The organism is Micromonospora matsumotoense, assembly GCF_900091525.1.
Lineage (GTDB): Bacteria > Actinomycetota > Actinomycetes > Mycobacteriales > Micromonosporaceae > Micromonospora > Micromonospora matsumotoensis.
Map to the genome: position 1 here is coordinate 380,203 of NZ_FMCU01000001.1, position 24,733 is coordinate 404,935.

Sequence of the window (24,733 nt, forward strand, 5' to 3'; positions counted from 1 at the left end):
AGATCACCGGGGAGTGGACGTCAGCGCCGCTCCGCCAGCTGCTTGCAGGTCACGCAGAGGGTCGCCGACGGGAAGGCGGCGAGCCGCTCCACCGGGATCGGGTTCCCGCACCGCTCGCACCATCCGTAGCCACCCTCGTCGAGCCGCTCCAGGGCACGCTCGACCTGAGTGATCCGTTCCCGGATGCTGTTCGCGAGGGAGATCTCCTGCTCGCGCTCGAACGTCTTGGTGCCGGTGTCGGCCTGGTCGTCCCCGGCCGAGTCGGTCAGCCGGTCGCGCTGCAGCTCGGTGATCTCGCTCAGCGTCTGATCGTACTCGGCGCGCAGCTCGTCCCGTCGGGCCGCCAGGGCCGCCCGGATCTTCTCGGTCTCCGCCGCGCTGCGGGTGGCCTGCGCAGTGGCCTTCGCCGCCGGTTTGCGACCGGCGGTCCTGGTGTCGGCTGGCTTCGCCATCGTCAGCTCCCTCAGCCGCGGGACGCGGCGGTCGGCGGTGCCCGGACAGGGTCCGCCGACGTGGCGTCCCCAGGTAACAAAACGGGCGCACGGCAACGGTGGCCGCGCACTCCGGAGATTGGCAAGAATACGGAACGTACAGGCGTCCGACAACGTGCCGGACCGTCGCGCCGCTATTCAGCCCCCAATAACCCATAAATGGGGCAAAAGGAAGACTAGCAGATCAGGCGTCCCGATCCTCGCCGTACTCGCCGAACCACCTCGCCAGGCGACCCCGCCGGCTGACCGCCCGCAGCCGGCGCTCCGCCTCGTCCCGCACCCCGGCGGTCGCCACGATCAACAGGCTGTCCCCGGTCTTGAGCCGGGTGTCCGCACCGGGCACGAAGCCCACCCCGTCACGCAGCACCAGGGTCACCGACGCGCCCACCGGCAGCCGCAGCTCGTCGACGTGCACCCCGGCCAGCCGGGACCCCGCCGGCACCTCCAACTGGAGCAGGTCCGCCCGCATCCGCTCCAACGGGGCGGTCTCCACCCGGATCTCCGCCAGCTCGGCCGGGGCGGTCACCCGCAGCCGACGGGCGGCCGGCGCGAGCGTGCCCGCCTGGAGCACCGTGAAGATCACCACCAGTACGAAGACCGCGTCGAAGAGCCGGTCCGCCCCGGGCACCCGGGCCGACAGCGGGATGGTGGCCAGCACGATCGGCACCGCGCCCCGCAGCCCGGCCCAGGACAGGAACGCCTGCTCGCGCAGGTTCACCCGGAACGGCAGCGCGGAGACCAGCACCGACAGCGGCCGGGCCAGCAGCAGCAGGGCCAGCCCGGTGACCACCGCCGGCAGCAGCGCGGTGTGCAGCCGCTCCGGCGTGGCCAGCAGGCCGAGCAGCACGAACAGCCCGATCTGGGCCAACCAGGCCAGCCCGTCGGCGAAGCCCAGGATGGCCTGCCGGTGCGGCAGCCGGGCGTTGCCGAGCAGCACCCCGGCCACATAGACGGCGAGGAAGCCGGAGGCGTGCAGCATCGCCCCGGCGGCGTACGCCAGCACGGTGAACCCGACGGCGGCGATCGGATACAACCCGGACGAGGGCAGCGCCGCCCGACGCAGCGCGAACCGACCGGCCAACCCGGCGGCCAACCCGACCGTCGCGCCCACCCCCAGCTCGTAGCCCACCAGGAAGACCTCGAACCACCACGGGTGCTCGACCGGGCCGCTGCGGGACAGCAGCACCACCAGGATCACCACCGGGGCGTCGTTCATGCCCGACTCGGCCTCGAGGGTGGCCACCAGCCGGGGTGGCAGCCGCAGCCGGCGCAGCGTGGCGAAGACCGCCGCCGCGTCGGTGGAGGAGAGCACCGCGCCATAGAGCAGCGCCAACCGCCAGTCCAGCCCGAGCAGCAGGTGCACCACCAGGCCGACGACGACGATGCTGACCAGCACCCCGACCGTGGACAACGCGCCGGCCAACCCGAGCACCGGGCGCAGGGTGCTCCACCGGGCGGTCAGCCCGCCCTCCGCGATGATCACGATCAACGCGCAGAAGCCGAGCACCCGGGTCAGCTCGGCGTCGTCGAACCGGATGCCCAACCCGGCCTCGCCGATCGCCACCCCGAGCGCCAGATAGACCAGGAGACTCGGTACGCCCAGCCGGCTGGAGAACCGCACCGCCCCGATCGCCACCAGCAACACGGCCGCCCCGAGGAGCAGGGCCAGATCCAGTCCCGGCGTCACGGGCGCCCGACCCGGGGCGCCGTCACCCGACCGATCCGTCGCGCAGCCGCCGCAGCAGCTCGGTCAGGCCGGGTGTCGGACGGTCGACCAGGAAGAGCTTGTCCCGGCTGGCCGCACCGGCGCGCAGCGCCACCACCGCCGGACGGACGCCCAGGGCCCCGGCCAGCGCCCGACGGGCCGCCTCGGTGGCCCGGCCGTCCACCGCCGGGGCGGTCACGGCGATCACCAGGGCGGGACCGTGCGGGCCCGCGAAGCAGCCGCCGACCCGGGCTCGGGACGCGCCGGGCTTGACCCGCACCGCGACGGTCAGCGTGTCGTCCGTGGGCATCGAGGCCGGCCTCAGCGGGGGTAGGTGTCGGCGAGCAGGGCAGTGTCCGGTTTGCAGAGACCGCACGGGGTGAACCCCAGGGAGATCGCCTCGTGCACCGGCAGCGGCTCGTGTTCCCGCTCGATCAGATGGGCACACGAGAGCAGGTGGTAGCGGGGATGCCCGTCGACGACCAGGACCTCGGCGTCGAGCTGGGCCACCCGGGCGGCGTCACCGGGCGGAACCCGCTGGGCGGGCGGGTCCCACGGGGACGCGGCGTCGTCCGACGGCTCCCAGGGGGGCCCGAGATCGTCCCCGGCCGCCCAGGCCGGGTCGTCCACGGGGTCCCCGCGGGGGTCGTCCGGGTAGTCGTCCGCGTCGATCCGGACGGGGTCGGTCACCCGACCCGGGGTGTGGTCGGTCGGCGGGTCGGCGCGGCCCGGGTCCGGCGGGGAGGGCACGACGACCGGGTCCCACGGGGCCTCCGCGTCGGGCTCCCAGGCGCCGGCGTCCGGGCGGGTGGAACCGCCGACGGGTTCGCCGGCGACCGGCGGGCCGGGTGGTTGCCGCCACCCGGCACCACCGGCGTCGATCGTCGTCGGTGCGTACGTCGTCGGGGTCTCCGACGGCACGGTCACGGCCGGCGAGGCGGGCGGGCGGGCCGCTGCCGCGCTCGGACCGGCCGCCTGGGTCCGCTCCGCCGCCCTCGCCCTGGTCGCGGCTGCCTGGCGGGCACCGGTCACCAACGCGACGGCGGCCAGCAGACTGGCCGCGAGGGAACTGGTCAGCAGGGTGCTGGAGCCGTCGACGAGACCGAGCACCAGCAGGACCACCGCAACGAGGATGAGCAGAAGACTGGCGACTAGCACGGCTCACCCCCGCCGCGTCGTGGGTCGTGGCTGGGTCGGCGACCATCGGGGGACGGCCGCCGACCGCGGATCAGCGGCCCGCTTCGAGGGCGCCGGAGCGACCGCCGCCGTACGAGCCGGCGAGGCCCGCTGCGGCAAGACCGTTGCCACCGACGGCACGGGTGCCCTCGGCGCGGGTCATCTCGGCCTCGAGGCCCTGGCCCCGACCGTCAAGATCACGCAGCTGGCTCTCCAGGTAGGCCTTGAGCCGGGTGCGGTACTCGCGCTCGAACTGCTTGAGCTCCTCGATGTGCTTCTGCAACGCGGTCCGCTTGGCGTCCAGGCCCCCCATGGCCTCCTGGTGCCGCTGACGGGCGTCGCGCTCCAGGGCGTCGGCCTTGGCCCGCGCCTCGCGGGTGACCTCCTCGGCCTTGGAGCGGGCCTCGGAGAGCAGCTGGTCGGCCTCGCGACGGGCGTCGGAGACGTGGTCGTCGGCGGTGCGCTGGGCCATCATCAGCACCCGCAGCGCCTGCTGCTCGCCGTCGCCGCCGGCGGCCGGGCCGCCGGTGGTGCGGACCTGCTCCAGCTCCGCCTGCATCGCGCGGGCGGCCTGCTCGGCGGCGGCCTTGTCGCGCTGCACCCGGTCGAGCTGGGCCTTGACGTCGTTGAGCTCCGCGGCGAGCCGGGCGTCGCCACCGGGGCCGGCAGGGGCCCCACCGCGACCGCCGCGCTCCACCTGCGCGCGCAGCTCGTTGTTCTCCTCGATCAGACGGGCAAGCTCACGCTCGACCTCGTCCAGGAAGGCGTCGACCTCCTCCTCGTCGTACCCCCGCTTGCCGATCGGCGGCTTTTTGAAGGCGACGTTGTGCACGTCGGCCGGTGTCAGCGGCATCGAAACTCCTCGGGTCAGTTGCGGCCGCGAAAGCGCGCGCTGGTCAGGAGAAGTTCCTGATCAGCGGATCTAACACAAACCTCATCAGCACGAACAGGATAACCAGGAGCACAAGGGAGGCCAGGTCGATGCTCACGGTACCAATTCGCAGTGGGGGGATCACCCGCCTCAACGCCTTGAGAGGCGGATCAGTGACGCTCCACACGGACTCTAGTCCGGCGGACGCGCCACGCCCCGGTTGCCACCGACGACCGTACTGGAGGACTGCACCGAGAACGAATCGGGCCAACAGCACAATAAGAAAAAGATACACAATCAGGTACAAGAGCTGGAACATGATCGACAACACAGCAGGCGACGTCCCTCGGTCGGGTGGACTTAGCTCAGGGAGAAGAAGCCGCCCTCAGCGATCTTGGCTTTGTCCTCCGCGGTGACCTGGACGTTGGCCGGCGAGAGCAGGAACACCCGGTTGGTCACGCGCTCGATCGTACCGCGCAGCCCGAACGCCAGCCCGGCGGCGAAGTCCACCAGCCGGCGGGCGTCGGCCTCATCCATCTCGGTGAGATTGATGATCACCGGGACACCGTCGCGGAAGTGCTCGCCGATGGTCCGCGCCTCGCGGTAGGTGGTCGGGTGCAGCGTGGTGATCTGGTAGCGCTGCTCCTCCTCGGCCACCACCGGCCGCTCCCGCGGCGACGCCTGCGGCGCCAGGGCGAGATTGTCCCGGGTGTGGTAGCTCAGCGCGCCCGAGGTCTCCGACCCACCGGACCGGGTGATCGACCGGACGCTCGCCCGCTCCGACCGCTCCGACCGCTCGGCCCGCTCGTCGTCGGCGCGGTCGGCCTCCGCGAGCCGGCTCGACCGGTCGGCCAGCCGACCCCGGTCGCCGAGGCGCGGACGCGGCGCCGGCGGCTCCTCCGCGTCGTCCTCGTCGTCGTCGGCGAACTCCTCGGTGTACCGGCTCGACCGGTACCGCGACTCGCGGTAGCCGGGCTTGTCGTAGCCCTCGTCGTAGCCCCGCTCGTCATCCTCCTCGACGAGACCGAGCCAGACCCCCGCCTTGCGCAGTGCACCCATCCCGCGCCCTTCCGTCCGCCGTGCGGCACGCACCCCCGTGCCGTGTCGCCATGATCGCGAATGGACTTCCATGCCCACCGGATCGAAGTGGCAATCCCCCGACGCGCGATTCGCGGCTCGCCCGTCGTGGCCCCCGACCTGGGGACGCCGCTCCTGAACAACACTGATGTAATTTGCTTCTATCGCGGTCAGGCTACCGCAGCGTGGAACGCATTCCGAGCAACGCGCTGCCGACGCGGACATGTGTCGCGCCGTATCCGATGGCCACCTCCAGGTCGCCGCTCATCCCGGCGGAGAGCGCGGTCGCCGCCGGATGCCCGGCCCGGAATCCCTCCGCCACCTCGGCCAACCGGGCGAACGCCCGCTCCGGCTCCCAGCCCAACGGCGCCACCGCCATCAGCCCCGCCAGCCGCAGCGACCCCAACCCGGCCAGCGCCTCGGCCACCGGACCGAGCCCCCGGTCGGCGTCGGCGGCACCCGGCAGGGCGCCCCCTCGGGCCGCGTCACCGTCGATACTCACCTGCACCAACGTCTCCAACGGACGGTCCCGGCCGGACTCCGCGGCGGTGGCCAGCGCGCGGGCCAACCGGACACTGTCCACGGAGTGGACCACATCGGCGTACCGGACCACCGAACGGGCCTTGTTGCGTTGCAGCTGACCGATGAAGTGCCAGCGGGCGGTCACCCCCGCCGCCGCCACCTCGGCCGCCTTCGGCGCCGCCTCCTGGTCCCGGTTCTCCCCCAGGTCGGTGACCCCGAGCCCGGTCAGCGCGACCGCGTCGCCGGCCGGGTACGTCTTGGTCACCGCGATCATGGTCACCCCGGCCGGGTCCCGGCCGGCGGCGGCACAGGCGTCGGCGATCCGGGTACGCACCACGGCCAGTCCGGCCGTGAGTGCGGCGCGGCGGTCCGGACCCACCGGGTCGGGCCGGCCGGTCATCGGCCGGGCCGCCCGGTCACCGGCGGGGCGACGTCACCACCCGGTGGACCGCTCGGCGTCGGCGGGGCGGCGTGGTCACCGACGGGGCTGCTCGTCATCGGCGGGCTCAGGAGCCGTTCTTGAGGAAATCGGGCACGTCGACGTCGTCGAAGAGCACCCGGCGCGGCGACTGCTGCGGCGGCGGCATGGTGGCCGGCGCGGTGACCGCCGGGGACTGCGGGGTCGGCTGGTTCTGGTTGCTCTTGCGCGGTGACTCCGACGCCTTGTACGCGGGCGTGCCACCGTCGAAACCGGCGGCGATCACGGTGACCCGCACCTCGTCGCCGAGCGCGTCGTCGATGACCGCACCGAAGATGATGTTCGCGTCCGGGTGGGCCGCGTCGGTGACCAGCTGCGCGGCGTCGTTGATCTCGAACAGGCCCAGGTCGGAGCCGCCGGCGATGGAGAGCAGCACGCCCCGCGCGCCGTCCATGCTCTGCTCCAGCAACGGGCTGGAGATGGCCGCCTCGGCCGCCTCCACCGCCCGGTTCTCACCCCGGGCGCTGCCGATACCCATCAGCGCGCTGCCCGCCCCACTCATCACGCTCTTGACGTCGGCGAAGTCCAGGTTGATCAGGCCCGGGGTGGTGATCAGGTCGGTGATGCCCTGGACACCGGAGAGCAGCACCTGGTCGGCGGTGCGGAAGGCGTCCATCATGCTGATCCCACGGTCGCCCAGGGCCAGCAGCCGGTCGTTCGGGATGACGATCAGCGTGTCGCACTGATTGCGCAGTTCGTCTATCCCCGCCTCGGCCTGCACCTGGCGGCGCTTGCCCTCGAAGGAGAACGGCCGGGTCACCACGCCGATGGTCAGCGCGCCGAGCTTGCGGGCGATGTTGGCCACCACCGGCGCCCCGCCGGTGCCGGTGCCGCCGCCCTCGCCGCAGGTGACGAAGACCATGTCGGCGCCCTTGAGCACCTCTTCGATCTCGTCGCGGTGGTCCTCGGCGGCGTTCTTGCCGACGTCCGGGTTGGCGCCCGCGCCGAGTCCCCGGGTCAGCTCCCGGCCGACGTCGAGCTTGACGTCGGCGTCGCTCATCAGCAGCGCCTGCGCGTCGGTGTTGATCGCGATGAACTCGACGCCCTTGAGCCCAACCTCGATCATCCGGTTGACGGCGTTGACGCCGCCGCCGCCGATGCCGACGACCTTGATGACCGCCAGGTAGTTGTGCGGAGGTGTCATCTCCGGTCCTTTCCGTTCGAGATTGGCTCGCACCGCCCCGGTTCGGCGTGGCCCAGACCGGTGGTCGACGAGCTGTCACCAGCGAGGATCAGAGCTGAACCCTAACCCTCTACTAGAGGCTTACAGTTATGTCAACCACTGATCCTCTTCGGGGCAACGTAAGCGCCTCCACGCCGAGAGCCAAGGACCTCACCGGCGTGTCGCCGCCGCGAGCGTAACGACTCACGTTCCACACGGGCCTCACCTGAAGGTCACCACGTCCGGCGCGCTCACGTCGATCGTGTCGGCCTTGCGACTCAGCAACGCCGTCGCCACCCGCGCCTTGTCCTCGCCCCGGGTCGCGTCGCCCCACACCACCGTCCGCTCGTCGCGCAGGGTCAGCCCGATCCGGGCCAACCCCTCGACGGTCACCTCGACCAGGACGGCCCGCAACTGGGGGGTGAGGACGGTCAGCACCTGCAACGCCGCCCGGGTGCCCGGATCGTCCGGCCCCGGCTCGGCCAACCGCACCAGCGGCAGCCCCTGCGGGGGGCGGGGCAGCGTCCGGAACACCACCCCGGTCCGGTCGAGCACCACGAACCGGTCGTCCCGGGGCACCACCGCCACCCCGGTCCGCTCCACCACCGTCACCACCAGGGTGTCCGGCCAGTCCCGGTGGACGGTGGCCCGCTCGACCGGGGCCAACCCCCCGATCCGCCGGGCCGTCGCGGCCAGGTCCACCCGGGCCAACGGCACCCCGTCCGGCACGGCCGCCGCATCGCGCACCTCGACCGGGGTGACCAGCCGGGCCCCCTCCACCCGGACCTCACGCACCCCGAACAGGCCGGAGCCGAGCACCGCCCAGGCCACCAGACCGGCGAGGACCAGCACCCCGGCCAGCACCGCCCAGGGCAGGGCGGCCCGCATCCGCCGCTGCCGGGCCCGCGCCATGAACCGCCGGGTGGACGGCGGGACCGCGTCGCTGCCGGCCCGGACGAGCTGCCAGCGCCGTGCCGGACCACGTCGGGAGCCGCCGCCGTCCGCGCCCGCGGGACGACCCCGCGCCGGGCCCGGACTCATCCGGTGGTGGAGACCGCGCCGTCCGGGCCGACGACCGGGCCCGGGGCGATCGGGGCGGCGACCCCGCCGACCCGGGCGGTCAGCGTGTCGAGCAGTTGGTCACCCAGCAGGGAGATCGGTGGGGCGCCCATGGTCACCACCACGTCACCGGGGCGGGCCCGGCGGGCCACCTCCACCGGCGCGTCGTCGAGCGAGTCCACAAAGACCTTGTGCGCGGCGTCCAGCGGCACCGCCGCCAGCAACGCCGCCGACCCCTCGCCCGGCTGGCGCAGCTCACCGGGGCCGAAGACCTCCAGCAGCACCAGTTCGTCGGCGATGCCCAGGGCGGCGGCGATCTCCGCCTGCAGATCCCGGGTGCGGTACAGCCGGTACGGCTGGAAGACCACGATCAACCGGCCGTCGCCGGCCACCTCGCGCAGCGTCCGCAGGGCCAGGGTCATCGAGGTCGGGTGGTAGGCGTACTCGTCGTAGACCAGCACGCCGTCGGCGACGCCCTTGCGTTCGAAACGCCGGCGTACCCCCGGGAACACGGCCAACGCCGCCTCCGCCGCTGCCACCGGCAGGCCGAGCAGGTGGGCGGCGAGCACCGCCGCGGCGCTGTTGAGCCCCATGTGCCGGCCGGGCACCGGCAGCCGGATCTCGCCCAGCGAACGGCCGTCGAGCGCGGCCAGGTACCGCGCACCCTGGGCGGACGAGGCCATCTCGGACAGCCGCAGGTCGGCGTCGGGCGCCTCGCCGTACGTCCAGACCCGCCGGCCCTCGGCGCGCAGCGTCTCGGCCAACCGCCGGCTGCCCGGGTCGTCGGCGCAGGTGATGACGAATCCGGCCGGGTCGGTGAGCCGGGCGAACTCGGCGAACGCCGCCTCCAGGGTCGCCAGGTCGCCGTAGGTGTTCAGGTGGTCGGCCTCGATGTTGGTGATGATCGAGACGAACGGGCGGTAGATCAGGAACGACCGGTCGCTCTCGTCCGCCTCGACCACGAAGTGCTCACCGGTGCCGTGGTGCGCGCCCGAGCCGACCTCGGAGATCTCCCCGCCGATCACGAAGGACGGGTCGACGCCGGCCTGCTGGAGCACCATGGTCACCATCGAGGTGGTGGTGGTCTTGCCGTGGGTGCCGGCCACCGCGACGGTACGCCGCCCGGTCATCGCCGCCGCCAGCGCCTCGGAGCGGTGCAGCACCCGCAGCCCGCGCCGCCGCGCCTCGACCATCTCCAGGTGGTCCTGCGGAATGGCCGAGGAGTAGACCACGGTGTCCACCCCGTCGAGGTTGGCCGCCTCGTGGCTCATGTGGATGGTGCCGCCCAGCGCCCGCATCCCGGCCAGCGACGGCCACTCGCGCAGCTCGCTGCCGGAGACCGGCAGCCCCCGGGTGAGGAAGAGCCGGGCCAGGCCGCTCATGCCGACCCCACCCACCCCGATCAGGTGGATCCGGCCCAGGTCCTCCGCGGTGAGCGTGCCGGCCGGGGTGAACTGCGCGGTGTTCATGCCAGGTACCTTCCCGTCGCGGTGGACCGGCTCACCGGGCCACCGCCTCGTAGACGAAGTTGAGCAGGGCCACGTCGCCGTCGCGTCGGCCGTACGCGGCGGCGGCGTTGCTCATCGCGTACAGCCGCTGCGGGTCCCGCAGCAGGGGCAGCACGGTGCGCTCCAGCCAGGCCGGGGTCAGCTCGGCGTCGTCGACCAGCAGCCCGCCGCCGGCCTCCACCACGGGCAGCGCGTTACGCTTCTGCTCCTGATTGGAGTGCGGGTAGGGGACATAGATGGTGGGCAGCCCGATGGCGGCCACCTCGGCGCAGGTCATCGCCCCGCCCCGGGCGAGCATCAGGTCGGCGGCGGCGTAGCCCAGCTCCATCTCGGACAGGTAGGGCAGCGCCACGTACGGCACCGGCAGATCGGTGGGGATCGGCACCGGCTCGTTGCGGGCGCCCATCACGTGCAGCACCTGCACGCCGTTGCGGGCCAGCTCCTTGGCCGCGCCGGAGACCGCCAGGTTGATCGACCGGGCCCCCTGCGAGCCACCGGCGACGAAGAGCACCGGCAGGTCGGGGCGGAGCCCGAAGTGCGCGCGGGCGGCGGCGCGGGCGGCGTTGCGGTCCAGCCCGGCGATGCCCCGGCGCAGCGGCACCCCGACCACCCGGGCGTCGCGCAGCGCCTCGGACTGGGCCGGCTGGTGCGGGAAGCCGACCGCGAGGTTCTTGGTGAACTTCATGCCGAGCCGGTTGGCCACTCCCGGCGGGACGTTCACCTCGTGGATGACGATCGGCATCTCGCGTCGCCAGGCGGCCAGGTAGCCGGGCACCGAGACGTACCCGCCGAAGCCGACGACCACGTCGGCGGCGACCTCGTCGATCACCTTGCCGGCGGCGCGGGCCGCCTTCCACATCCGGTCCGGGGTGCGCATCAGGCCCAGGTTGACCGAGCGGGGCAACTGGTAGGCCGGGATCGTCCGCAGGTCGTAGCCGGCCGGCGGGATCAGCTCGTTCTCCAGCCCCTTGGGGGTGCCGAGGCAGGTGATCCGGACGCCCGGGTCGTGTCGGCGCAGGCAGTCGGCGAAGGCGAGCAGCGGGTAGATGTGCCCACCGGTGCCCCCTCCACAGAGCACCACCGAACGCAGCGGACCCATCAGCGTCTCCTCTCGCTCGCCGGCCCGCCCCGGGTCCGGTCCTGCCGGACGCCGCGCGGTACGGCCTGATCGTCGGGTCGCCGCCCGCGCGCCCGGGGTACGGACCCCGGGGCAGCCGGCGGCGGTGCCGGTCGGCTCCGCGCGCCGGGAAGCGGCGGCAACGGGGCCCAGACTAGTCGGACCCATCGGGCGGGCGGACGGGCGTGCAGGGCTCGGGCCGCGTCGGGTTCGGCGCGGGCGAAGGAGGCGAGCATGCCCACCGCCGCCAGGGTGACGACCAGGGCGCTGCCGCCGTCGGAGATGAACGGCAGCGGCACGCCGGTCAGCGGCAGCAGCTTGGTCACCCCACCGACGTTGATCACCGCCTGGCCGGCCAGCCAGGCGGTGACGGCGGTGGCGGCGAGCCGGCGGAACGGGTCGGCGACCCGGCGGGCGATCCGCAGCCCGGTGTAGGCCAGCACGGCGAAGAGCACCAGGATGACGGTGCAGCCGACCACGCCCAACTCCTCGGCGATGACGGCGAAGATGAAGTCGTTGTGGGCGGCCGGCAGCCAACCGAACTTGAGGCTGCCCTTGCCCAGCCCGACGCCGAACCAGCCGCCGTGCTCGATGGCGTTGCGGGCCTGGACCATCTGCCAGCAGGCGTCCTCGACGCACTTGGCCGGGTCCGGCGTGTCGAGGAACGAGGTGAGCCGGGCCAGCCGGTAGTTGTCCTGGCCGCGCGCCCCGGAGCCGGCCCCGAGCGAGGCCACCGCGACCAGCAGGCCGATGCCGGCCAGGCCGACCGCGGAGAGGGCGGCGAAGACCCGCAGCCGCACCCCGGCCGCCCAGAGCAGCCCGACCACGATGGCCAGCAGGCAGAGCATGCTGCCCAGGTCGTTGTAGCCGACCAGCACGAAGAGCAGCCCGACCACCGGGAACAGCGGGGTGGCCAGTTCCTTCCACCAACCCAGCGCCGCACCCTTGCGGGCCACCACGTGCGCGCCCCAGAGCACCAGCGCCAGTTTGGCCAGTTCGGCGGGCTGCACCTGGATCGGCCCGAGATAGAGCCAGAGCAGGTTGGCCCGCAGCGGCCCGAGGGACTCCAACCCGAACAGCGCGTCCAGGGCCACCAGCAGGTTGAGCACCAGCAGCAGCACCACGGCACCCCCGAGCAGGGGCCGGCCCAGCGAGCGGAAGGTGCTGGCCGGCAGCCGCTGGCAGGCCCAGAACGCGACGATGCCGATCACCGCGAAGATCGCCTGCTTGGTCACCGAGGCGGCGGCGTCGCCGGCCTCGGCGTAGTCCCGCACGCTGGTCGCCGAGAAGACCATGGTCAGGCCGATCAGCAGCAGCAGGCCGGCGCTGGACAGCAGCAGGTAGTAGGAGGCCAGCGGGCGGGCCAGCAGGCCGCGCAGCGCCGCCAGGCCACCGGCCGGGTCCAGCCCGGCCCTCCCCGCCGGCGGATCGGCGGTACGCCCCGCGCCCGCGACCCGCCGTGGCTGGGTCTGCGCCGTCGTGCCGGTGCTGGTGCCTCGGTCCTCCCCCACCCGCCCATCATCGCCGCTGCGGGCGGCCCGTTCCGGCCGTTCCCCCCGGTCGGCGTGTCGAAATGCGGAACAGGGGCCCCTCCGGTAGGAGGAGCCCGCGTCCGTGGTCGTCCGGCGGCGGGTCCGGGCCGGCCGGAGCCGGCACGCGGGCCGGCACTGGACCCGGCGCGCGATCAGCCCATGCTGGCCAGGAAGTCGCTGTAGAACAGGCCGAGCGCGATGGCCACCCCGATGCCCGCGATGATCCAGAACCGGACCACGATGTTGACCTCGCTCCAGCCGGCCAGCTCGAAGTGGTGCTGGAGCGGGGACATCCGGAACACCCGCTTGCCGGTGGTCCGGAACGAGATGATCTGGATCACCACCGACATCGTGATGATCACGAAGAGCCCGCCGAGGATGGGCAGCAGCAGGATCGTCCGGGTGGACATCGCCATCCCGGCGATCAGGCCACCGAGGCCCAGCGCGCCGGTGTCGCCCATGAAGATCCGGGCCGGCGAGGTGTTCCACCACAGGAAGCCCACGCATGCCCCGGCCGCCGCCCCGGCGATCAGCGCGATCTCCAACGGGTCCCGGACGGCGTAGCAGTAGTTGTCCGGGTTGGCGGTGTACGTCGGGTCGGCGCACCAGTGCCGGTACTGCCAGAACGCGATCAGCGCGTACGCGGCGAGGACCATCACCGACGCGCCGGTGGCCAGCCCGTCCAGGCCGTCGGTGAGGTTGACCCCGTTGGTCGCCGCCATCACCACCAGGATGATCACGATCACCGAGGCGATCTTGCCGATCTCCAGGGCCGGGATGTCCCGGATGAAGCTCAGCGTGCTGCTGCCCACGGTCTCGGTGTTGGTCGTCGCGCCGCTGGCGTCGGTCATGCTGCTCGGGAAGTAGAGCGCGACCACCCCGAAGATCGCCCCGACCAGGATCTGCCCGAACAGCTTGCCGCGCTTGTTGAGCCCACCGCTGTGCCGCTTGCGCACCTTGAGAAAGTCGTCGATGAAGCCGACCGCCCCGGAGAAGACCATCAGCCCCAGCAGCACCAGCGCGGTGATGGTCGGCTCGACCTGGGCGATCTGCGCGTCCGGCAGGGTGGTCAGGGCGAGGTGACCGGCGACGTACGCGATCACCGTGGCCAGGATGAAGACCACACCGCCCATCGTCGGTGTGCCCTTCTTGCCCTCGTTGCTGGCCAGCCCGAGGTTCGAGCGGATCGGCTGGCCGGCCTTGAGCCGGGCGAACACCTTGATCGCGAGCGGGGTGGCCAGCAACGACACCAGGAACGCCACGCCGATGGCGACGATGACCGCCCTCACGCGGCACCCCCCGCGCCCGCGCCGGCCCCGGCACCGGAGGCGTCGACCCGCAGCGCGTCGGCGACCTCCCAGGTGCGGTACCGGGAGCCCTTCACCAGGACGACGTCTCCCGGCCGTAGCTCGCTGCGCAGCACCTCGACGGCCGCCGCCTGATCGGTGAGCAGCACCGACTCTCCTCCCCAGTCACTTACCGCTGTCGCGCCCTCGTGGATCGGCGCGGCCGGCTCACCCACCACGAGCAGCCGGTCGACACCGAGTTCGGCCGCGAGCCGGCCGACCTCCCGGTGCCCCTCGTCCTCGTACTCGCCCAGCTCGGCCATGTAGCCCAGCGCGGCGAACGTCCGCCCACCCCGGTCCATCCCGGCCAGCGCGCGCAACGCCACCGCCGTCGAGGCCGGATTGGCGTTGTACGAGTCGTCGATCACGGTCACCCCGTCGGGACGCGCGAAGACGTCCATCCGGCGGGTGGAGACCAGCCCCAGGTCGCCCAGGGCCGCCGCCAGCTCGGCCAGCGGCATGCCCAGCTCGCGGGCGACCGCCGCCGCGGCGAGCGAGTTGGAGACCTGGTGCCGGCCGGTCAGGCCGAGCCGCACCGGCGCGGTCCCCTCCGGGGTGACCAACGTGTACGACGGCCGACCCCGCCCGTCCAGGGTGACCTCCACCGCGCGGACGTCGGCGTCGGCGGACTCGCCGTAGCGGACCACCCGGGCGGCGGTGCGGGACGCCATCGCGGCGACCAGCGGGTCGTCGGCGTTGAGCACGGCCAGCCCCTCGGCCGGCAGCGCCTCCACCAGCTCCCCCTTGGCCAGGGCGATGTTCTCCACCGAACCGAACTCGCCCAGGTGCGCGACCCCGACGTTGAGCACCACCGAGATCTGCGGCGGCACCACGTCGCAGAGGTAACGGACGTGCCCGACGCCCCGGGCGCCCTTCTCCATCACCAGGTACCTGGTCTGCGCGGTGGCCTGCAACGCGGTGTACGGGTGGCCCAGCTCGTTGTTGAACGACCCGGGCGGGGCCACCGTCGGGCCGAGCCGGACGGCGAGCTGGGCGATCAGGTCCTTGGTGGTGGTCTTGCCCGACGAACCGGTCAGCCCGATCACGGTGAGTCCGGGCAGCCGGTCCACCACGGTCCGGGCCAGCCGGCCCAGCGCGGCCAGCGCGTCGTCCACCAGCACCATCGGCACCCCGGGTAGCTCCCGGGTGCCGAGCACCGCCACCGCGCCGTCGGCGACCGCACCCGCGGCGTAGTCGTGTCCGTCGACCCGCTCGCCGGGGAAGGCGACGAAGAGCGCCCCGGCGACGACCTTGCGGGAGTCGAACTCGACCGGACCGGTGACCCGGGCGGCCGGGTCGGCGGCGTGCAGTCGACCACCGACCGCCGAGGCGACCTCGGCCAGGCTCAGCGGGATCACCGCTGACCCGCCAGGTCGCCGAAGCGGACGCGCAGCGCCTCCGCCAACTCGGTGCGGTCGTCGAACGGGTGCACCTGGCCGGCGATCTCCTGACCCCGTTCGTGTCCCTTGCCGAGCAGCGCCACCACGTCCCCCGGCTCGGCCAGCCGCACCGCCTCGGCGATCGCCTCCCGCCGGCCCGGCACCTCGATGACCTCGGCGGCGGCGTCGGCCCCGTACGCCCCGGCCAACACCTCGGCCCGGATCGTCGCCGGGTCCTCGGTACGCGGGTTGTCGTCGGTCACCAGCACCACGTCGGCGCCCCGGGCGGCGGCGGCACCCATCACCGGCCGCTTGCCCCGGTCCCGGTCGCCACCGGCGCCGATGACGCAGATCAACCGGCCGGCGCCGGTGGCGCGCAGCGCGGCCAGGGCGGCCACCACGGCGTCGGTCTTGTGCGCGTAGTCGACCACCCCGCGCACCGGCGCGTCCCCGCTGACCAGTTCCAACCGGCCGGGCACCCCGCCACAGGCGGCCACCCCGGCGGCGGCGGTCACCGGGTCGACCCCGGCGGCGACCAGGCAGGCGACGGCGAGCAGCGCGTTCGCCACGTTGTGCCGGCCGGGCAGGGCCACCCCGGCGGGCAGGACCAGGTCGTCGGGGCCGTGCGCGGTGAAGCGCTGGGCGTAGCCCTCGCCGCCGACCCGGTCGGCCCACCAGGTGGCGGTCGGGTCGCCGGCCGCCGAGTAGCTGACCGTCGCCGGGCGGAACAGCGGGCGCAGGGCCGCGTCGTCGTGGTTGAGCACCTCGACCCGGCAGCGCCCGTCGAACAGCTTCGCCTTGGCGGCGAAGTAGTCGGCCGAGTCGGCGTGGAAGTCGAGGTGGTCGGAGCCGAAGTTGGTGTAGCCGCCCACGGCGAACCGGACCCCGCCGACCCGGCCCATCGCCAGGGCGTGACTGGACACCTCCATGACCACCGCGGTCACCCCGCGCTCGCGTGCGGCGGCGAGCAGGGCGTGCAGGTCGGTGGCCTCCGGGGTGGTCCGGACGCTGTCGATCACCAGGTCGCCCAGCCGGGTCTCCACCGTGCCGATCAGGCCGGTGACGTGGCCGGCGGCGCGCAGCCCGGACTCGATCAGGTAGGCGGTGGAGGTCTTGCCGGCGGTGCCGGTCACCCCGATCACGGTGAGTCCGTCGGTCGGGTCGCCGTAGACCGCGGCCGCCAGCTCGCCCAGCACGGCCCGCGGGTCGGGCGTCACCAGGACGGGCAGCCCGGTCGCGCCGGCCGCCGCCGCACCGGACGGGTCGGTCAGCACGGCCACCGCACCGGCCGCGGCGGCACCGGCGGCGAACTCCGCGCCGTGCCGACGGGCGCCGGGCAGCGCGGCGTACAGGTCGCCGGGGCGGACCTCCTGGCTGGCGTGGGTCACCCCGGTCACGACCAGCTCGGCGGCGTCTGCCGGCGGCGCTACGGCGAGCCGGTCGGCGAGGTCGCCGATCCGGACTCCGGGCACGGTACGGGGGCGTGGATTGCCGGGCACGGCGTCAGACCCTACCCGGTCGTCCGGTTCCGGCCGCACAGCCGCCCCGGTGGTTCGTCGGCACTCACCGATGATGTCCCGCCGTTCCCGGTCAGCGCGGAAAGACCTCGAAGTTGGGGGATTTCCCGCGCGACGGCGGGACCCGGTAGTGACGCAGCGTGAAGCCCATCATCTCGCGGAACGCCGGTGCGACGACCGCGCCGCCACCGCCCTCGGGGTTCCACACGAAGACCGCCACCACGTACCGGGGTGCCTCGGCGGGGGCCATCCCGATGAACGACCCCACCTCGCCGGGCTGCTGCTTGCCGTCGACGTAGCGCAGGCCGGTGCCGGTCTTGCCGGCGATCCGGTAGCCGGGCACCGCGGCGGCCCGGCCGGTCGCGCCGTCGACGGTGGTGACCGCCTCCAGCAGGGTGCGCAGCGCGGCGGCGTTCTGCGGGCTGAGCACCGAACGGGTGACCGGGGCGGCGGAGGGGGTGCGCTTGCCGTCCGCCCCGACCACCTCCTTGATCAGGTGCGGCTGCACGTAGGTGCCGTCGTTGGCGATGGTGGCGTACGCGGCGGCCATCTGCAGCGGGGTGGCGTCGACGCTGTGCCCGATCGGCACCGACCCGTACGACGAACCGCTCCACTGGTCGGCCGGGAGCAGCCGCCCGGACGCCTCGCCGGGCATCCCCTCGCCGGTGGGCTGGCCCAACCCGAACCGCTTCTGGTAGTCGATCAGCCGGTCCGGGCCGAGCCGGTCGCCGATCTCGATGGTGCCGACGTTGGACGAGTAGGCCAGCATCCCGGCCACGCTCAGCTTCTTGCCCTCGGCCGGGTGGGTGTCCCGGAAGGTCACCCCACCCCTGGTGACGGTGTTCGCGACCGGCCAGGCGCTGTCCGGGGTGATGACCCCCTCCTGCAGGGCCGCGCCGTAGGTGATCGCCTTGTGCACCGAGCCCGGGTCGACCACGAAGCTGGTGGCCGCGTCCTCCCGGTCGGTGGGTCGGCTCTGCTCCGGCGTGGCCGCGTTGTAGGTGGGGTTGCTGGCCTGGGCCAGCACGTCACCGGTCTTGGCGTCGAGCACCACGGCCGCGCCGATCGCGCCCCGGGTCTGCGCCATCTGCCGGCTGAGGATCTGCTGCACCTGGAACTGGAGGTCTCGGTCGATGGTGAGCACCAGCGAGCTGCCCGGCTTGGGGGCGGTGGTCTGGCTGTAGCCGCCGGGGATCGCCGCGTTCAGGTCGCCCGCGCCGGCCTCGTAGACCCACCGGCCGTCCTGCCCCCGCAGCAGGTCGTCGTAGCGGGCCTCCAACCCCTCCAGGCCGTCCAGGTCCAGACTGGTGAAGCCGACCAGGTTGGCGGCGAGGTCGCCGCCGGGCACCTCGCGACGCTCGTCGCGGTGGGTGCCGATGCCGGCGAGGTCGAGCGCCTCGATCTGCTTGGCCCGGGCGATGTCGACACCCCGGGCCAGGTAGCGGAACTGGAGTTCGCCCTGGCGCTTCATCTTCTCGGCCAGTTCGGAGACGGGGACGCCGAGCAGCGGGGAGAGCAGCTTCGCGGTCTCCGTCCGGTCCTTGACCATCGTCGGGTCGGCGAAGACGTACCGTGCCTCGATGCTGCGGGCCAGCGGGGCGCCGGTGCGGTCCTCGATCGACCCGCGCGGGGCCGGCAGGTCGATCCGGCTGAGCCGGTTGCCGACGCCACCGCCGGCGTACGCCGGGGTGTCCACGGCCTGCAGGACGACCAGCCGGATGCCGATCACGGCGAAGACCGCCAGCACGAGCACGGTGCCCAGCCGCAGCCGGCGACGCGGTTCGGCCAGCTTCGGCGGGCGGCGCGGCTTGCGCACCGGTCGCCGGCCGGCGGGCCGGTCGGTACGGCGGGGCGCCTCGGTGCGGCGCGGGGCACCCCGGCCGGGCGTGTCGGTGCGACGCGGGGGGGTGCGGCCGGGGCGACGGCGCGGCGCGGGCGGCTCGGCGAACTCGTCGTCGTCGGGGGCGGCCCGGGGCGGCACGGTCCGGATGACACCGGTGCGCCTGGTCGGGGCGGCCTCCCGGCGGCCGGCCCGGTTGGCGACGGCCCGACCGCCGTCGAGCACCTGGAGGGCGGGGCGGAACGGGTCGCCGGACCGGCCGGCCCGGGGGGTACGCCGCTGCCCGCCCCGTTCCTCGCTGCTCTCCCGGATGGTCCGGCCCCGTGGCGTGTACGCCCGCGCGTCGGAGATCCCCCCGACGTCCCCGGCCCGGGGCTCCCCGGTGCGGGACTCCCCCGTGCGCGGTCCGGTGGCGGGTGGCTCACCGGTCCGTGGCTCACCGCCCCGGGCGGTCCCACCACGAACCGCACCGCGCCGGGAGCCTGTGGCGTCCCGGCGCGGTTCGTCCGATCTCGGTGGCACGGGTCTACCCCCCGTTGCCCTGCTGGCTGGTGATCGCCGGCTGCCCGTCGGCCGGTTGCGGCACGCCGATCAGCCGACCGTCCGGCAGCCGGATGTACGCCGGTTCGCCCGCCTCGACCAGGCCCAGCTTGCGGGCTTCGGCGGTCAGGTTGCCCGGCTCCTTGGCCTCCTCGATCTCCTTCTCCAACTGCTGCTGGTCGACGTCGAGGCGGGCCTGCTGCTGCTGGAGCTGCTGGAGCTTGAAGGCGTTCTCGTTGATCTTGGTGTTGACCGCGAGGATGCCCAGCACCCCGCCGACCACGAGCACCACGATCAGCGCCGCGAACGGCGCCCGGGGCACCCGGACCGGCGGCGGCGGCGCCACCCGCAGCCGGGGTGACCCGGTGCCGGTGGTCCGGGTGGCCGGCTGCTCTGCCGGCCGCAGCGCGGCGCTGCCCTGGGTGGGGAACTCGCGCGCCCCCCGGCGAGCCTCCCCCTGCTGACCGGCGAGGTCCGCCGGCGTCGCGGTGCGGTTCGTGCGCTGCGCCGTGGTCCGGCCCCCCGACCGCGGTGCGCGCTGCCCGACGGCCGCGTCGCGGCCGTCACGCTTGTTGACGTTCATGTCCCCTCCCCCTGTTCGTCCGTCCTGCCGTCCCCCGGTGACGACCCCAGATCCACTGTGGGACCCGCCGTCGACACCGTTTCCGGTTGGTGCGTCGCCCTGGCCCGTCGGCGGGACCGTTCGCGGTCGGTCCGCCCCTGCTGCCCGGTGGCCGGGTCGAGTCGCTCCGCCGCCCGCAACCGGACCGATGCGGCCCGCGGGTTCGCGGTGACCTCCGCCTCCCCGGCGAGTTCGGCGCCCCGGCTGAGCAGCCGGAACGTCGGACCCGACCCGGGCAGCTCCACCGGGAGGTCGACCGGGCCCTTACTGCGGACTCGGTCGGCGAGCGCCTGCTTGGTGAGCCGGTCCTCCAACGAGTGGTAGGACAGGACCACCATGCGGCCGCCCACATCGAGCGTGTCGAGGGCGGCCGGCAGCGCCGTCTCCAGCACTGCCAGTTCCCTGTTTACCTCGATCCGTAAAGCCTGAAACGTTCTCTTGGCCGGGTGTCCCCCGGTTCGTCGTGCTGGTGCCGGAATGCTCTCCCTGACCAGTTCGGCCAGCCGGGCCGAGGACGTGATCCGGCCCCGCTCCCGCTCCCGCAGGACCGCCGAGGCGATCCGGCCGGCGAACTTCTCCTCGCCGTAGACCCGCAGCACCCGGGCCAGATCAGGGTGGGAGTAGCTGTTGACCACCTCTTCGGCGGTCACCCCCCGGGTCTGGTCCATCCGCATGTCCAGCGGCGCGTCCTGGGCATAGGCGAACCCGCGGTCGGGCGCGTCGAGCTGCAGCGAGGAGACACCCAGGTCGAACAGCACCCCGTCGATGCCCGGATAGCCGAGCCGCGCCACCACCTCGGGCAGTTCGTCGTAGACGGCGTGCTCCAGGTGGATCCGGTCGGCGAACCGGGCCAGCCGGACCCGGGCGTGCGCCAGGGCCTCGGTGTCCCGGTCCAGGCCGATCAGCACCGTGTGCGGATGCCGTTCCAGCACCGCCTCGGCGTGCCCGGCCAGACCCAGCGTGGCATCGACGTGGACCGTCCGGCCGCCCCGGTCCAGCGCGGGGGCCAGCAGCTCGAGACACCGCTCGAGCAGCACCGGCACGTGCGTGCCGCGTAGCTCCCCCATGTCGACCCCCACTGTGGAAATAGTTCTTCGTGTCGCGCTCTGCTCGTCGGACGACGTCGTGCCGTCGTACCGCCAGATCCCCATCCGCTCCCGCTCCGGCCCCGGGCCACGGCCCGGGGTGGAGATCGTGCCCCTGGCACCGGGGAAGGGGCGCCAGGAACTCGAAAGCGGCTGGAGATCTCGCAGTACGTCGGGCGTCGCCACGCCCTACAGACCGCCGGGCAGCACCCCCTCCTCGATGTCGGCGAAGTCGTCTTCGCTCTCGGCGAGGTAGGTCTCCCAGGCCGCCCGGTCCCAGACCTCCACCCGGGTGCTCGCCCCGATCACCACCAGGTCCCGGTCGAGCGCGGCGTACGACCGGAGGTGGGCGGGGATGGTGACCCGGCCCTGCTTGTCGGGGACCTCGTCGTGCGCGCTGGCGAAGAAGACCCGGCTGTAGGCCCGGGCCGCCTTGTTCGTCATCGGCTGCGCGCGCAACTGGTCGGCGATCCGCTGGAACTCGGGCGTGGGGAAGACGTAGAGACAGCGATCCTGTCCTTTGGTGATCACGACACCCCCCGCCAGTTCGTCCCGGAACTTGGCCGGAAGGATCAACCGGCCCTTTTCGTCCAGGCGCGGAGTGTGGGTGCCGAGAAACATCGGCCCAACCCCCTCGCCCTGAGCGGCGTTCGCGGCGCCGCTGACCCCCTGGGCCGGTGGGCCCTCCCGGCCTCACCAATGCGCCCCACTCTACTCCACTTCCCTCCACCTGCAACCAGAATCGCCCGCCCGGCGCGTCGCCGTCGCGGCTAAAACCGCACGTCAGAGCCGGTGGAGCGAAGTGGAGGGGCGGAGCGCTCCCGCCCCGCGTCCGCTACCCGACATTGATCGACTCCATCCGGTGGAGCGTCCGCCGACCGGATGCCCGGCCCACCCCGACCGAACGGTTCGCCGTCGGCGGCGATCTGGCGGGCGCGGAGGTCCGGTAACCTCGCTCGGGTGACAGACGCGAAGATGCCCCTGCGGGCGAAGGTGGCCAGCTCCGTGTCGAGGACCGCCGCGGCGTTGTCGCGCGCCGCCGGCCGGGGCGACGGCTCGGTGATCGGCGGGTGGATCGGTCTGAAGATCGACCCGGACCTGCTGGCCCACCTCTCGGCCGGGCGCGCCATCGCGCTGGTCTCCGGCACCAACGGCAAGACCACCACCACCCGGCTCAGCGCCGCCGCCGTCGGCGTGCTCGGCCGGGTCGCGACCAACTCCTTCGGCGCCAACATGCCCACCGGGCACACCTCGGCGCTGGCCAAGGCCGGCAGCACCCCGTACGCGGTGCTCGAGGTCGACGAGCACTATCTCGCGCAGGTGCTGGAGGCCACCGAACCGCACGTGGTGGCCCTGCTCAACCTCTCCCGCGACCAGCTCGACCGGGCCAAGGAGGTGGCCATGATGGCGCAGCTCTGGCGGGCCGCGCTGGTCCGGCACACCGACGTGCGGGTGGTGGCCAACGCCGACGACCCGATGGTGGTCTGGGCGGCCACCCCACCGGCCGACCCCGCACAGGGCGTCCGACCGCCGCACGTCACCTGGTTCAGCGCCGGCCAACGCTGGCACGACGACTCCTGGGTCTGCCCGGAGTGCGGTTCCACCATCCAGCGCTCCGGCGAGCAGTGGTGGTGCACCGGCTGCCCGCTGCGCCGCCCGGACGCCCAGTGGACGGTGGAGGACGACGGGGTGCTCGACCCCACCGGGGCCTGGCACAAGGTGACCCTCCAGCTCCCCGGCAAGGTCAACCTCGGCAACGCGGCCACCGCCCTCGCCGTCGCCGCCGAGTTCGGGGTACGCCCCGTCGACGCGGTCTCCCGGCTGCACACCGTGAGCTCGGTCGCCGGCCGGTACGCCCAGGTCGACCGGGACGGTCGCAACATCCGGCTGCTGCTGGCCAAGAACCCGGCCAGCTGGCTGGAGGCGTTCGACATGGCAGACGAGGCACCCACCCTGCTCTCCATCAACGCCCGCGACCCCGACGGGCTGGACACCTCCTGGCTCTTCGACGTCGACTTCGCGCCGCTGCGCGGCCGGCAGGTGCTGATCACCGGTGACCGGGCGTACGACCTGGCGGTCCGGCTCGACGTCAACGGGGTGCCGTTCCAGCACGTCCGGGCGTTCGGCGAGGCGGTCCGGGCGGTCCCGCCGGGCCGGCTGGAGGTCATCGCGAACTACACCGCCTTCCAGGACATCCGAGCGGAGTTGGACCGTGTCAACTGAGAGCCTGCGCATCGTCTGGATCTACCCCGACCTGCTCTCCACCTACGGGGACCGGGGCAACCTGCTGATCCTGGCCCGCCGGGCGCAGCAGCGCGGGATGCCGGTCGAGGTGCTGGAGGTCCGCTCCGACCAGCGGCTGCCCGCCACCGCCGACATCTATCTGCTCGGCGGCGGCGAGGACGGCCCACAGGCGCTCGGCGCGCAGCGGCTGCTCGCCGACGGCGGCCTGCACCGGGCCGCCGCCCAGGGCTCGGTGGTCTTCGGCGTCTGCGCCGGCTACCAGCTCCTCGGCACCTCCTTCTTCGCCAAGGGCACCAAGTGCGCCGGGCTGGAGCTGCTCGACCTCTCCTCCGACCGGGGTCCCACCCGGGCGGTCGGCGAGCTGGCCGGCGAGATCGACCCGAGGCTGGGGGTGCCGGCGCTGTCCGGGTTCGAGAACCACGGCGGCCGGACCCACCTCGGCCCCGGTGTGTCCCCGCTGGCCCGGGTCAGCGCCGGGGTCGGCAACGACGGCGTCACCGAAGGGGCCTGGCGGGGCAGCCTGCTGGGCACCTACTCGCACGGGCCGGCGCTGGCCCGTAACCCGGCCCTGGCCGACCTGCTGCTGCGCTGGGCCACCGGCAGCCACCAGCTCCCGCCGTTGGACGACACCTGGACCGACCGGCTCCGCTCCGAACGCCGCGCCGCCGTGGCCGCCGCCGCCCGGACATGACCCACCGTCGGGCGGCCGCGATCGCCGCCGCCCGGCGGTCGTTCGGCCAGCCGTCCGCACGCCGGTTCGTCCTGTTGCTGGTCATGCTCGCCGGGTTCGCGGCGCTGCTGCTGCTGGCGCCCCGTCCGGACCTCACCGAGCTGCCCCGGCTCGCCGGCACCCTCGGCGGGTACGCCCCGGTCGCCGGGGTCGTCATCGGGGCGTTGCTGCTGGTGGCGCTGGTCCCGCGTACCTTCGTCACGCTCGCGGCGGGGGCCGTCTTCGGCCCGGTGGAGGGCGCGGCGTACGCGCTGGGCGCGGCGCTGCTGGCCGCCGCGCTCGGCTTCGCCGTCGGCCGGGTGCTGGGGCGGGAGTTCGTCGCCGAACGGGTACGCGGCCGGTTGGCCCGGCTGGACGGCTGGTTCGCCCGGCAGAGCGTGCTGGGCGTGATCACCGTACGGATGCTGCCGATCGCCGGATTCGGGCTGGTCAGCTACGGCTACGGCACCACCGGGGCCCGGGTGCTGCCGTTCCTGGCCGGCAGCGTGCTGGCCTCCGCCCCGACCGCCTTCGGCTACGCCGCCATCGGCGCGGCGGCCAGTTCCCCCGGCCACATCAACTGGTACGCCGCCGCCCCGGCCAGCCTCGGGCTGATCGCCAGCGCGGTGCTGGCGTACCAGTGGTGGCGGGCCGAGCGGCAGCGCCGGCCCGGCCCGGGCTGACCTGGTCGGCGCAACCCGCGGCGACCGCATCCGGTCGCCCGGGACACCGCGCCGGCCGGTCCGCGCACCA

The 24,733-nt window shown here is 73.7% G+C and carries 22 protein-coding genes and 2 pseudogenes; 3 read left to right on the forward strand and 21 right to left on the reverse strand.

Features of this window, described 5'->3' with window-relative positions; all coding sequences use genetic code 11:
* Nucleotides 1-20: 20 nt before the first annotated feature.
* The 21 genes and pseudogenes from GA0070216_RS01605 to mraZ form a co-directional block, all read right to left on the reverse strand.
* Complete coding sequence (locus GA0070216_RS01605; protein WP_091237497.1) at nt 21-452, reverse strand: TraR/DksA family transcriptional regulator; 432 nt, start codon at nt 450-452, stop codon at nt 21-23.
* 223 nt (nt 453-675) lie between these two features.
* Nucleotides 676-2,178 carry a potassium/proton antiporter gene (locus GA0070216_RS01610; protein WP_091237499.1) on the reverse strand — a complete coding sequence of 501 codons (1,503 nt, stop codon included), beginning with the start codon at nt 2,176-2,178 and terminating at the stop codon, nt 676-678.
* A gap of 22 nt (nt 2,179-2,200) precedes the next feature.
* Nucleotides 2,201-2,506: a DUF167 domain-containing protein gene (locus GA0070216_RS01615; RefSeq protein ID WP_091237502.1), complete on the reverse strand. Its 306-nt coding sequence runs from the start codon at nt 2,504-2,506 to the stop codon at nt 2,201-2,203.
* 11 nt (nt 2,507-2,517) lie between these two features.
* Nucleotides 2,518-2,880 (reverse strand): annotated as a pseudogene (locus tag GA0070216_RS36530) (hypothetical protein); the annotation flags it as partial.
* Between the two features lie 147 nt (nt 2,881-3,027).
* Nucleotides 3,028-3,354: pseudogene (locus GA0070216_RS36535) on the reverse strand (hypothetical protein); the annotation flags it as partial.
* Nucleotides 3,355-3,424: 70 nt separating this feature from the next.
* Nucleotides 3,425-4,225 carry a DivIVA domain-containing protein gene (locus GA0070216_RS01625; RefSeq protein WP_091237507.1) on the reverse strand — a complete coding sequence of 267 codons (801 nt, stop codon included), beginning with the start codon at nt 4,223-4,225 and terminating at the stop codon, nt 3,425-3,427.
* Nucleotides 4,226-4,268: 43 nt separating this feature from the next.
* A complete protein-coding gene (locus GA0070216_RS01630) occupies nt 4,269-4,574 on the reverse strand; it encodes a YggT family protein (protein WP_091237509.1) in 306 nt (101 codons plus the stop codon).
* A gap of 29 nt (nt 4,575-4,603) precedes the next feature.
* Nucleotides 4,604-5,302 (reverse strand): cell division protein SepF, encoded by a 699-nt coding sequence (locus GA0070216_RS01635; RefSeq protein WP_091237511.1) that lies wholly within the window; start codon nt 5,300-5,302, stop codon nt 4,604-4,606.
* A gap of 193 nt (nt 5,303-5,495) precedes the next feature.
* Nucleotides 5,496-6,242, reverse strand: a complete 747-nt coding sequence (locus tag GA0070216_RS01640; RefSeq protein ID WP_091237513.1) for a YggS family pyridoxal phosphate-dependent enzyme — start codon at nt 6,240-6,242, stop codon at nt 5,496-5,498.
* A gap of 106 nt (nt 6,243-6,348) precedes the next feature.
* Entirely contained in the window at nt 6,349-7,464 is a 1,116-nt protein-coding gene (gene ftsZ / locus GA0070216_RS01645; RefSeq protein ID WP_091237516.1) for a cell division protein FtsZ, read from the reverse strand.
* Nucleotides 7,465-7,704: 240 nt separating this feature from the next.
* Nucleotides 7,705-8,523 carry a cell division protein FtsQ/DivIB gene (locus tag GA0070216_RS01650; RefSeq protein ID WP_091237518.1) on the reverse strand — a complete coding sequence of 273 codons (819 nt, stop codon included), beginning with the start codon at nt 8,521-8,523 and terminating at the stop codon, nt 7,705-7,707.
* Nucleotides 8,520-10,010 carry a UDP-N-acetylmuramate--L-alanine ligase gene (murC, locus tag GA0070216_RS01655; RefSeq protein WP_245722244.1) on the reverse strand — a complete coding sequence of 497 codons (1,491 nt, stop codon included), beginning with the start codon at nt 10,008-10,010 and terminating at the stop codon, nt 8,520-8,522. Before murC ends, GA0070216_RS01650 begins: the two co-directional genes overlap by 4 nt.
* A 31-nt stretch (nt 10,011-10,041) precedes the next feature.
* Nucleotides 10,042-11,148, reverse strand: a complete 1,107-nt coding sequence (gene murG, locus GA0070216_RS01660) for an undecaprenyldiphospho-muramoylpentapeptide beta-N-acetylglucosaminyltransferase (RefSeq protein ID WP_091237520.1) — start codon at nt 11,146-11,148, stop codon at nt 10,042-10,044.
* Nucleotides 11,148-12,554: an FtsW/RodA/SpoVE family cell cycle protein gene (locus tag GA0070216_RS01665; RefSeq protein WP_091238838.1), complete on the reverse strand. Its 1,407-nt coding sequence runs from the start codon at nt 12,552-12,554 to the stop codon at nt 11,148-11,150. Before GA0070216_RS01665 ends, murG begins: the two co-directional genes overlap by 1 nt.
* A 296-nt stretch (nt 12,555-12,850) precedes the next feature.
* A complete protein-coding gene (mraY, locus tag GA0070216_RS01670) occupies nt 12,851-13,987 on the reverse strand; it encodes a phospho-N-acetylmuramoyl-pentapeptide-transferase (RefSeq protein WP_091237523.1) in 1,137 nt (378 codons plus the stop codon).
* Nucleotides 13,984-15,402, reverse strand: coding sequence for a UDP-N-acetylmuramoyl-tripeptide--D-alanyl-D-alanine ligase (locus GA0070216_RS01675; RefSeq protein ID WP_091237526.1), 1,419 nt, complete (start codon nt 15,400-15,402; stop codon nt 13,984-13,986). Before GA0070216_RS01675 ends, mraY begins: the two co-directional genes overlap by 4 nt.
* Nucleotides 15,399-16,961: a UDP-N-acetylmuramoyl-L-alanyl-D-glutamate--2,6-diaminopimelate ligase gene (locus tag GA0070216_RS01680; protein WP_091237529.1), complete on the reverse strand. Its 1,563-nt coding sequence runs from the start codon at nt 16,959-16,961 to the stop codon at nt 15,399-15,401. The genes GA0070216_RS01675 and GA0070216_RS01680 overlap by 4 nt, the downstream gene beginning before the upstream one ends.
* A 52-nt stretch (nt 16,962-17,013) precedes the next feature.
* Nucleotides 17,014-19,302, reverse strand: a complete 2,289-nt coding sequence (locus GA0070216_RS01685; protein ID WP_091237531.1) for a penicillin-binding transpeptidase domain-containing protein — start codon at nt 19,300-19,302, stop codon at nt 17,014-17,016.
* Nucleotides 19,303-19,306: 4 nt separating this feature from the next.
* Nucleotides 19,307-19,903: a cell division protein FtsL gene (ftsL, locus tag GA0070216_RS01690; protein ID WP_091237534.1), complete on the reverse strand. Its 597-nt coding sequence runs from the start codon at nt 19,901-19,903 to the stop codon at nt 19,307-19,309.
* Nucleotides 19,900-21,009: a 16S rRNA (cytosine(1402)-N(4))-methyltransferase RsmH gene (rsmH, locus tag GA0070216_RS01695; protein ID WP_091238841.1), complete on the reverse strand. Its 1,110-nt coding sequence runs from the start codon at nt 21,007-21,009 to the stop codon at nt 19,900-19,902. Before rsmH ends, ftsL begins: the two co-directional genes overlap by 4 nt.
* A gap of 207 nt (nt 21,010-21,216) precedes the next feature.
* Nucleotides 21,217-21,648, reverse strand: a complete 432-nt coding sequence (gene mraZ, locus GA0070216_RS01700; protein ID WP_091237536.1) for a division/cell wall cluster transcriptional repressor MraZ — start codon at nt 21,646-21,648, stop codon at nt 21,217-21,219.
* Between the two features lie 354 nt (nt 21,649-22,002).
* On the opposite strand from mraZ, the gene GA0070216_RS01705 reads away from it, so the two are divergent.
* From GA0070216_RS01705 to GA0070216_RS01715, 3 genes are read left to right on the forward strand one after another with little or no spacing between them, the layout of a single operon-like run.
* The gene (locus GA0070216_RS01705) at nt 22,003-23,250 is read left to right on the forward strand and encodes a MurT ligase domain-containing protein (RefSeq protein ID WP_091237539.1); all 1,248 of its coding nucleotides are present in this window, start codon (nt 22,003-22,005) and stop codon (nt 23,248-23,250) included.
* Nucleotides 23,240-23,962 (forward strand): type 1 glutamine amidotransferase, encoded by a 723-nt coding sequence (locus GA0070216_RS01710; RefSeq protein WP_091237541.1) that lies wholly within the window; start codon nt 23,240-23,242, stop codon nt 23,960-23,962. The genes GA0070216_RS01705 and GA0070216_RS01710 overlap by 11 nt, the downstream gene beginning before the upstream one ends.
* Nucleotides 23,959-24,663 carry a TVP38/TMEM64 family protein gene (locus GA0070216_RS01715; RefSeq protein WP_091237544.1) on the forward strand — a complete coding sequence of 235 codons (705 nt, stop codon included), beginning with the start codon at nt 23,959-23,961 and terminating at the stop codon, nt 24,661-24,663. The genes GA0070216_RS01710 and GA0070216_RS01715 overlap by 4 nt, the downstream gene beginning before the upstream one ends.
* Nucleotides 24,664-24,733 lie beyond the last annotated feature (70 nt).

Coding starts and splice junctions, on each gene's coding strand:
- GA0070216_RS01650 (WP_091237518.1), bottom strand. CDS start 8,523: ATGAGTCCGGGCCCGGCGCGGGGTCGTCCCGCGGGCGCGGACGGCGGC.
- GA0070216_RS01715 (WP_091237544.1), top strand. CDS start 23,959: ATGACCCACCGTCGGGCGGCCGCGATCGCCGCCGCCCGGCGGTCGTTC.
- GA0070216_RS01640 (WP_091237513.1), bottom strand. CDS start 6,242: ATGACCGGCCGGCCCGACCCGGTGGGTCCGGACCGCCGCGCCGCACTC.
- GA0070216_RS01635 (WP_091237511.1), bottom strand. CDS start 5,302: ATGGGTGCACTGCGCAAGGCGGGGGTCTGGCTCGGTCTCGTCGAGGAG.
- GA0070216_RS01605 (WP_091237497.1), bottom strand. CDS start 452: ATGGCGAAGCCAGCCGACACCAGGACCGCCGGTCGCAAACCGGCGGCG.
- murC (WP_245722244.1), bottom strand. CDS start 10,010: ATGAACACCGCGCAGTTCACCCCGGCCGGCACGCTCACCGCGGAGGAC.
- GA0070216_RS01705 (WP_091237539.1), top strand. CDS start 22,003: ATGCCCCTGCGGGCGAAGGTGGCCAGCTCCGTGTCGAGGACCGCCGCG.
- murG (WP_091237520.1), bottom strand. CDS start 11,148: ATGGGTCCGCTGCGTTCGGTGGTGCTCTGTGGAGGGGGCACCGGTGGG.
- mraZ (WP_091237536.1), bottom strand. CDS start 21,648: ATGTTTCTCGGCACCCACACTCCGCGCCTGGACGAAAAGGGCCGGTTG.
- GA0070216_RS01615 (WP_091237502.1), bottom strand. CDS start 2,506: ATGCCCACGGACGACACGCTGACCGTCGCGGTGCGGGTCAAGCCCGGC.
- ftsZ (WP_091237516.1), bottom strand. CDS start 7,464: ATGACACCTCCGCACAACTACCTGGCGGTCATCAAGGTCGTCGGCATC.
- rsmH (WP_091238841.1), bottom strand. CDS start 21,009: ATGGGGGAGCTACGCGGCACGCACGTGCCGGTGCTGCTCGAGCGGTGT.
- ftsL (WP_091237534.1), bottom strand. CDS start 19,903: ATGAACGTCAACAAGCGTGACGGCCGCGACGCGGCCGTCGGGCAGCGC.
- GA0070216_RS01625 (WP_091237507.1), bottom strand. CDS start 4,225: ATGCCGCTGACACCGGCCGACGTGCACAACGTCGCCTTCAAAAAGCCG.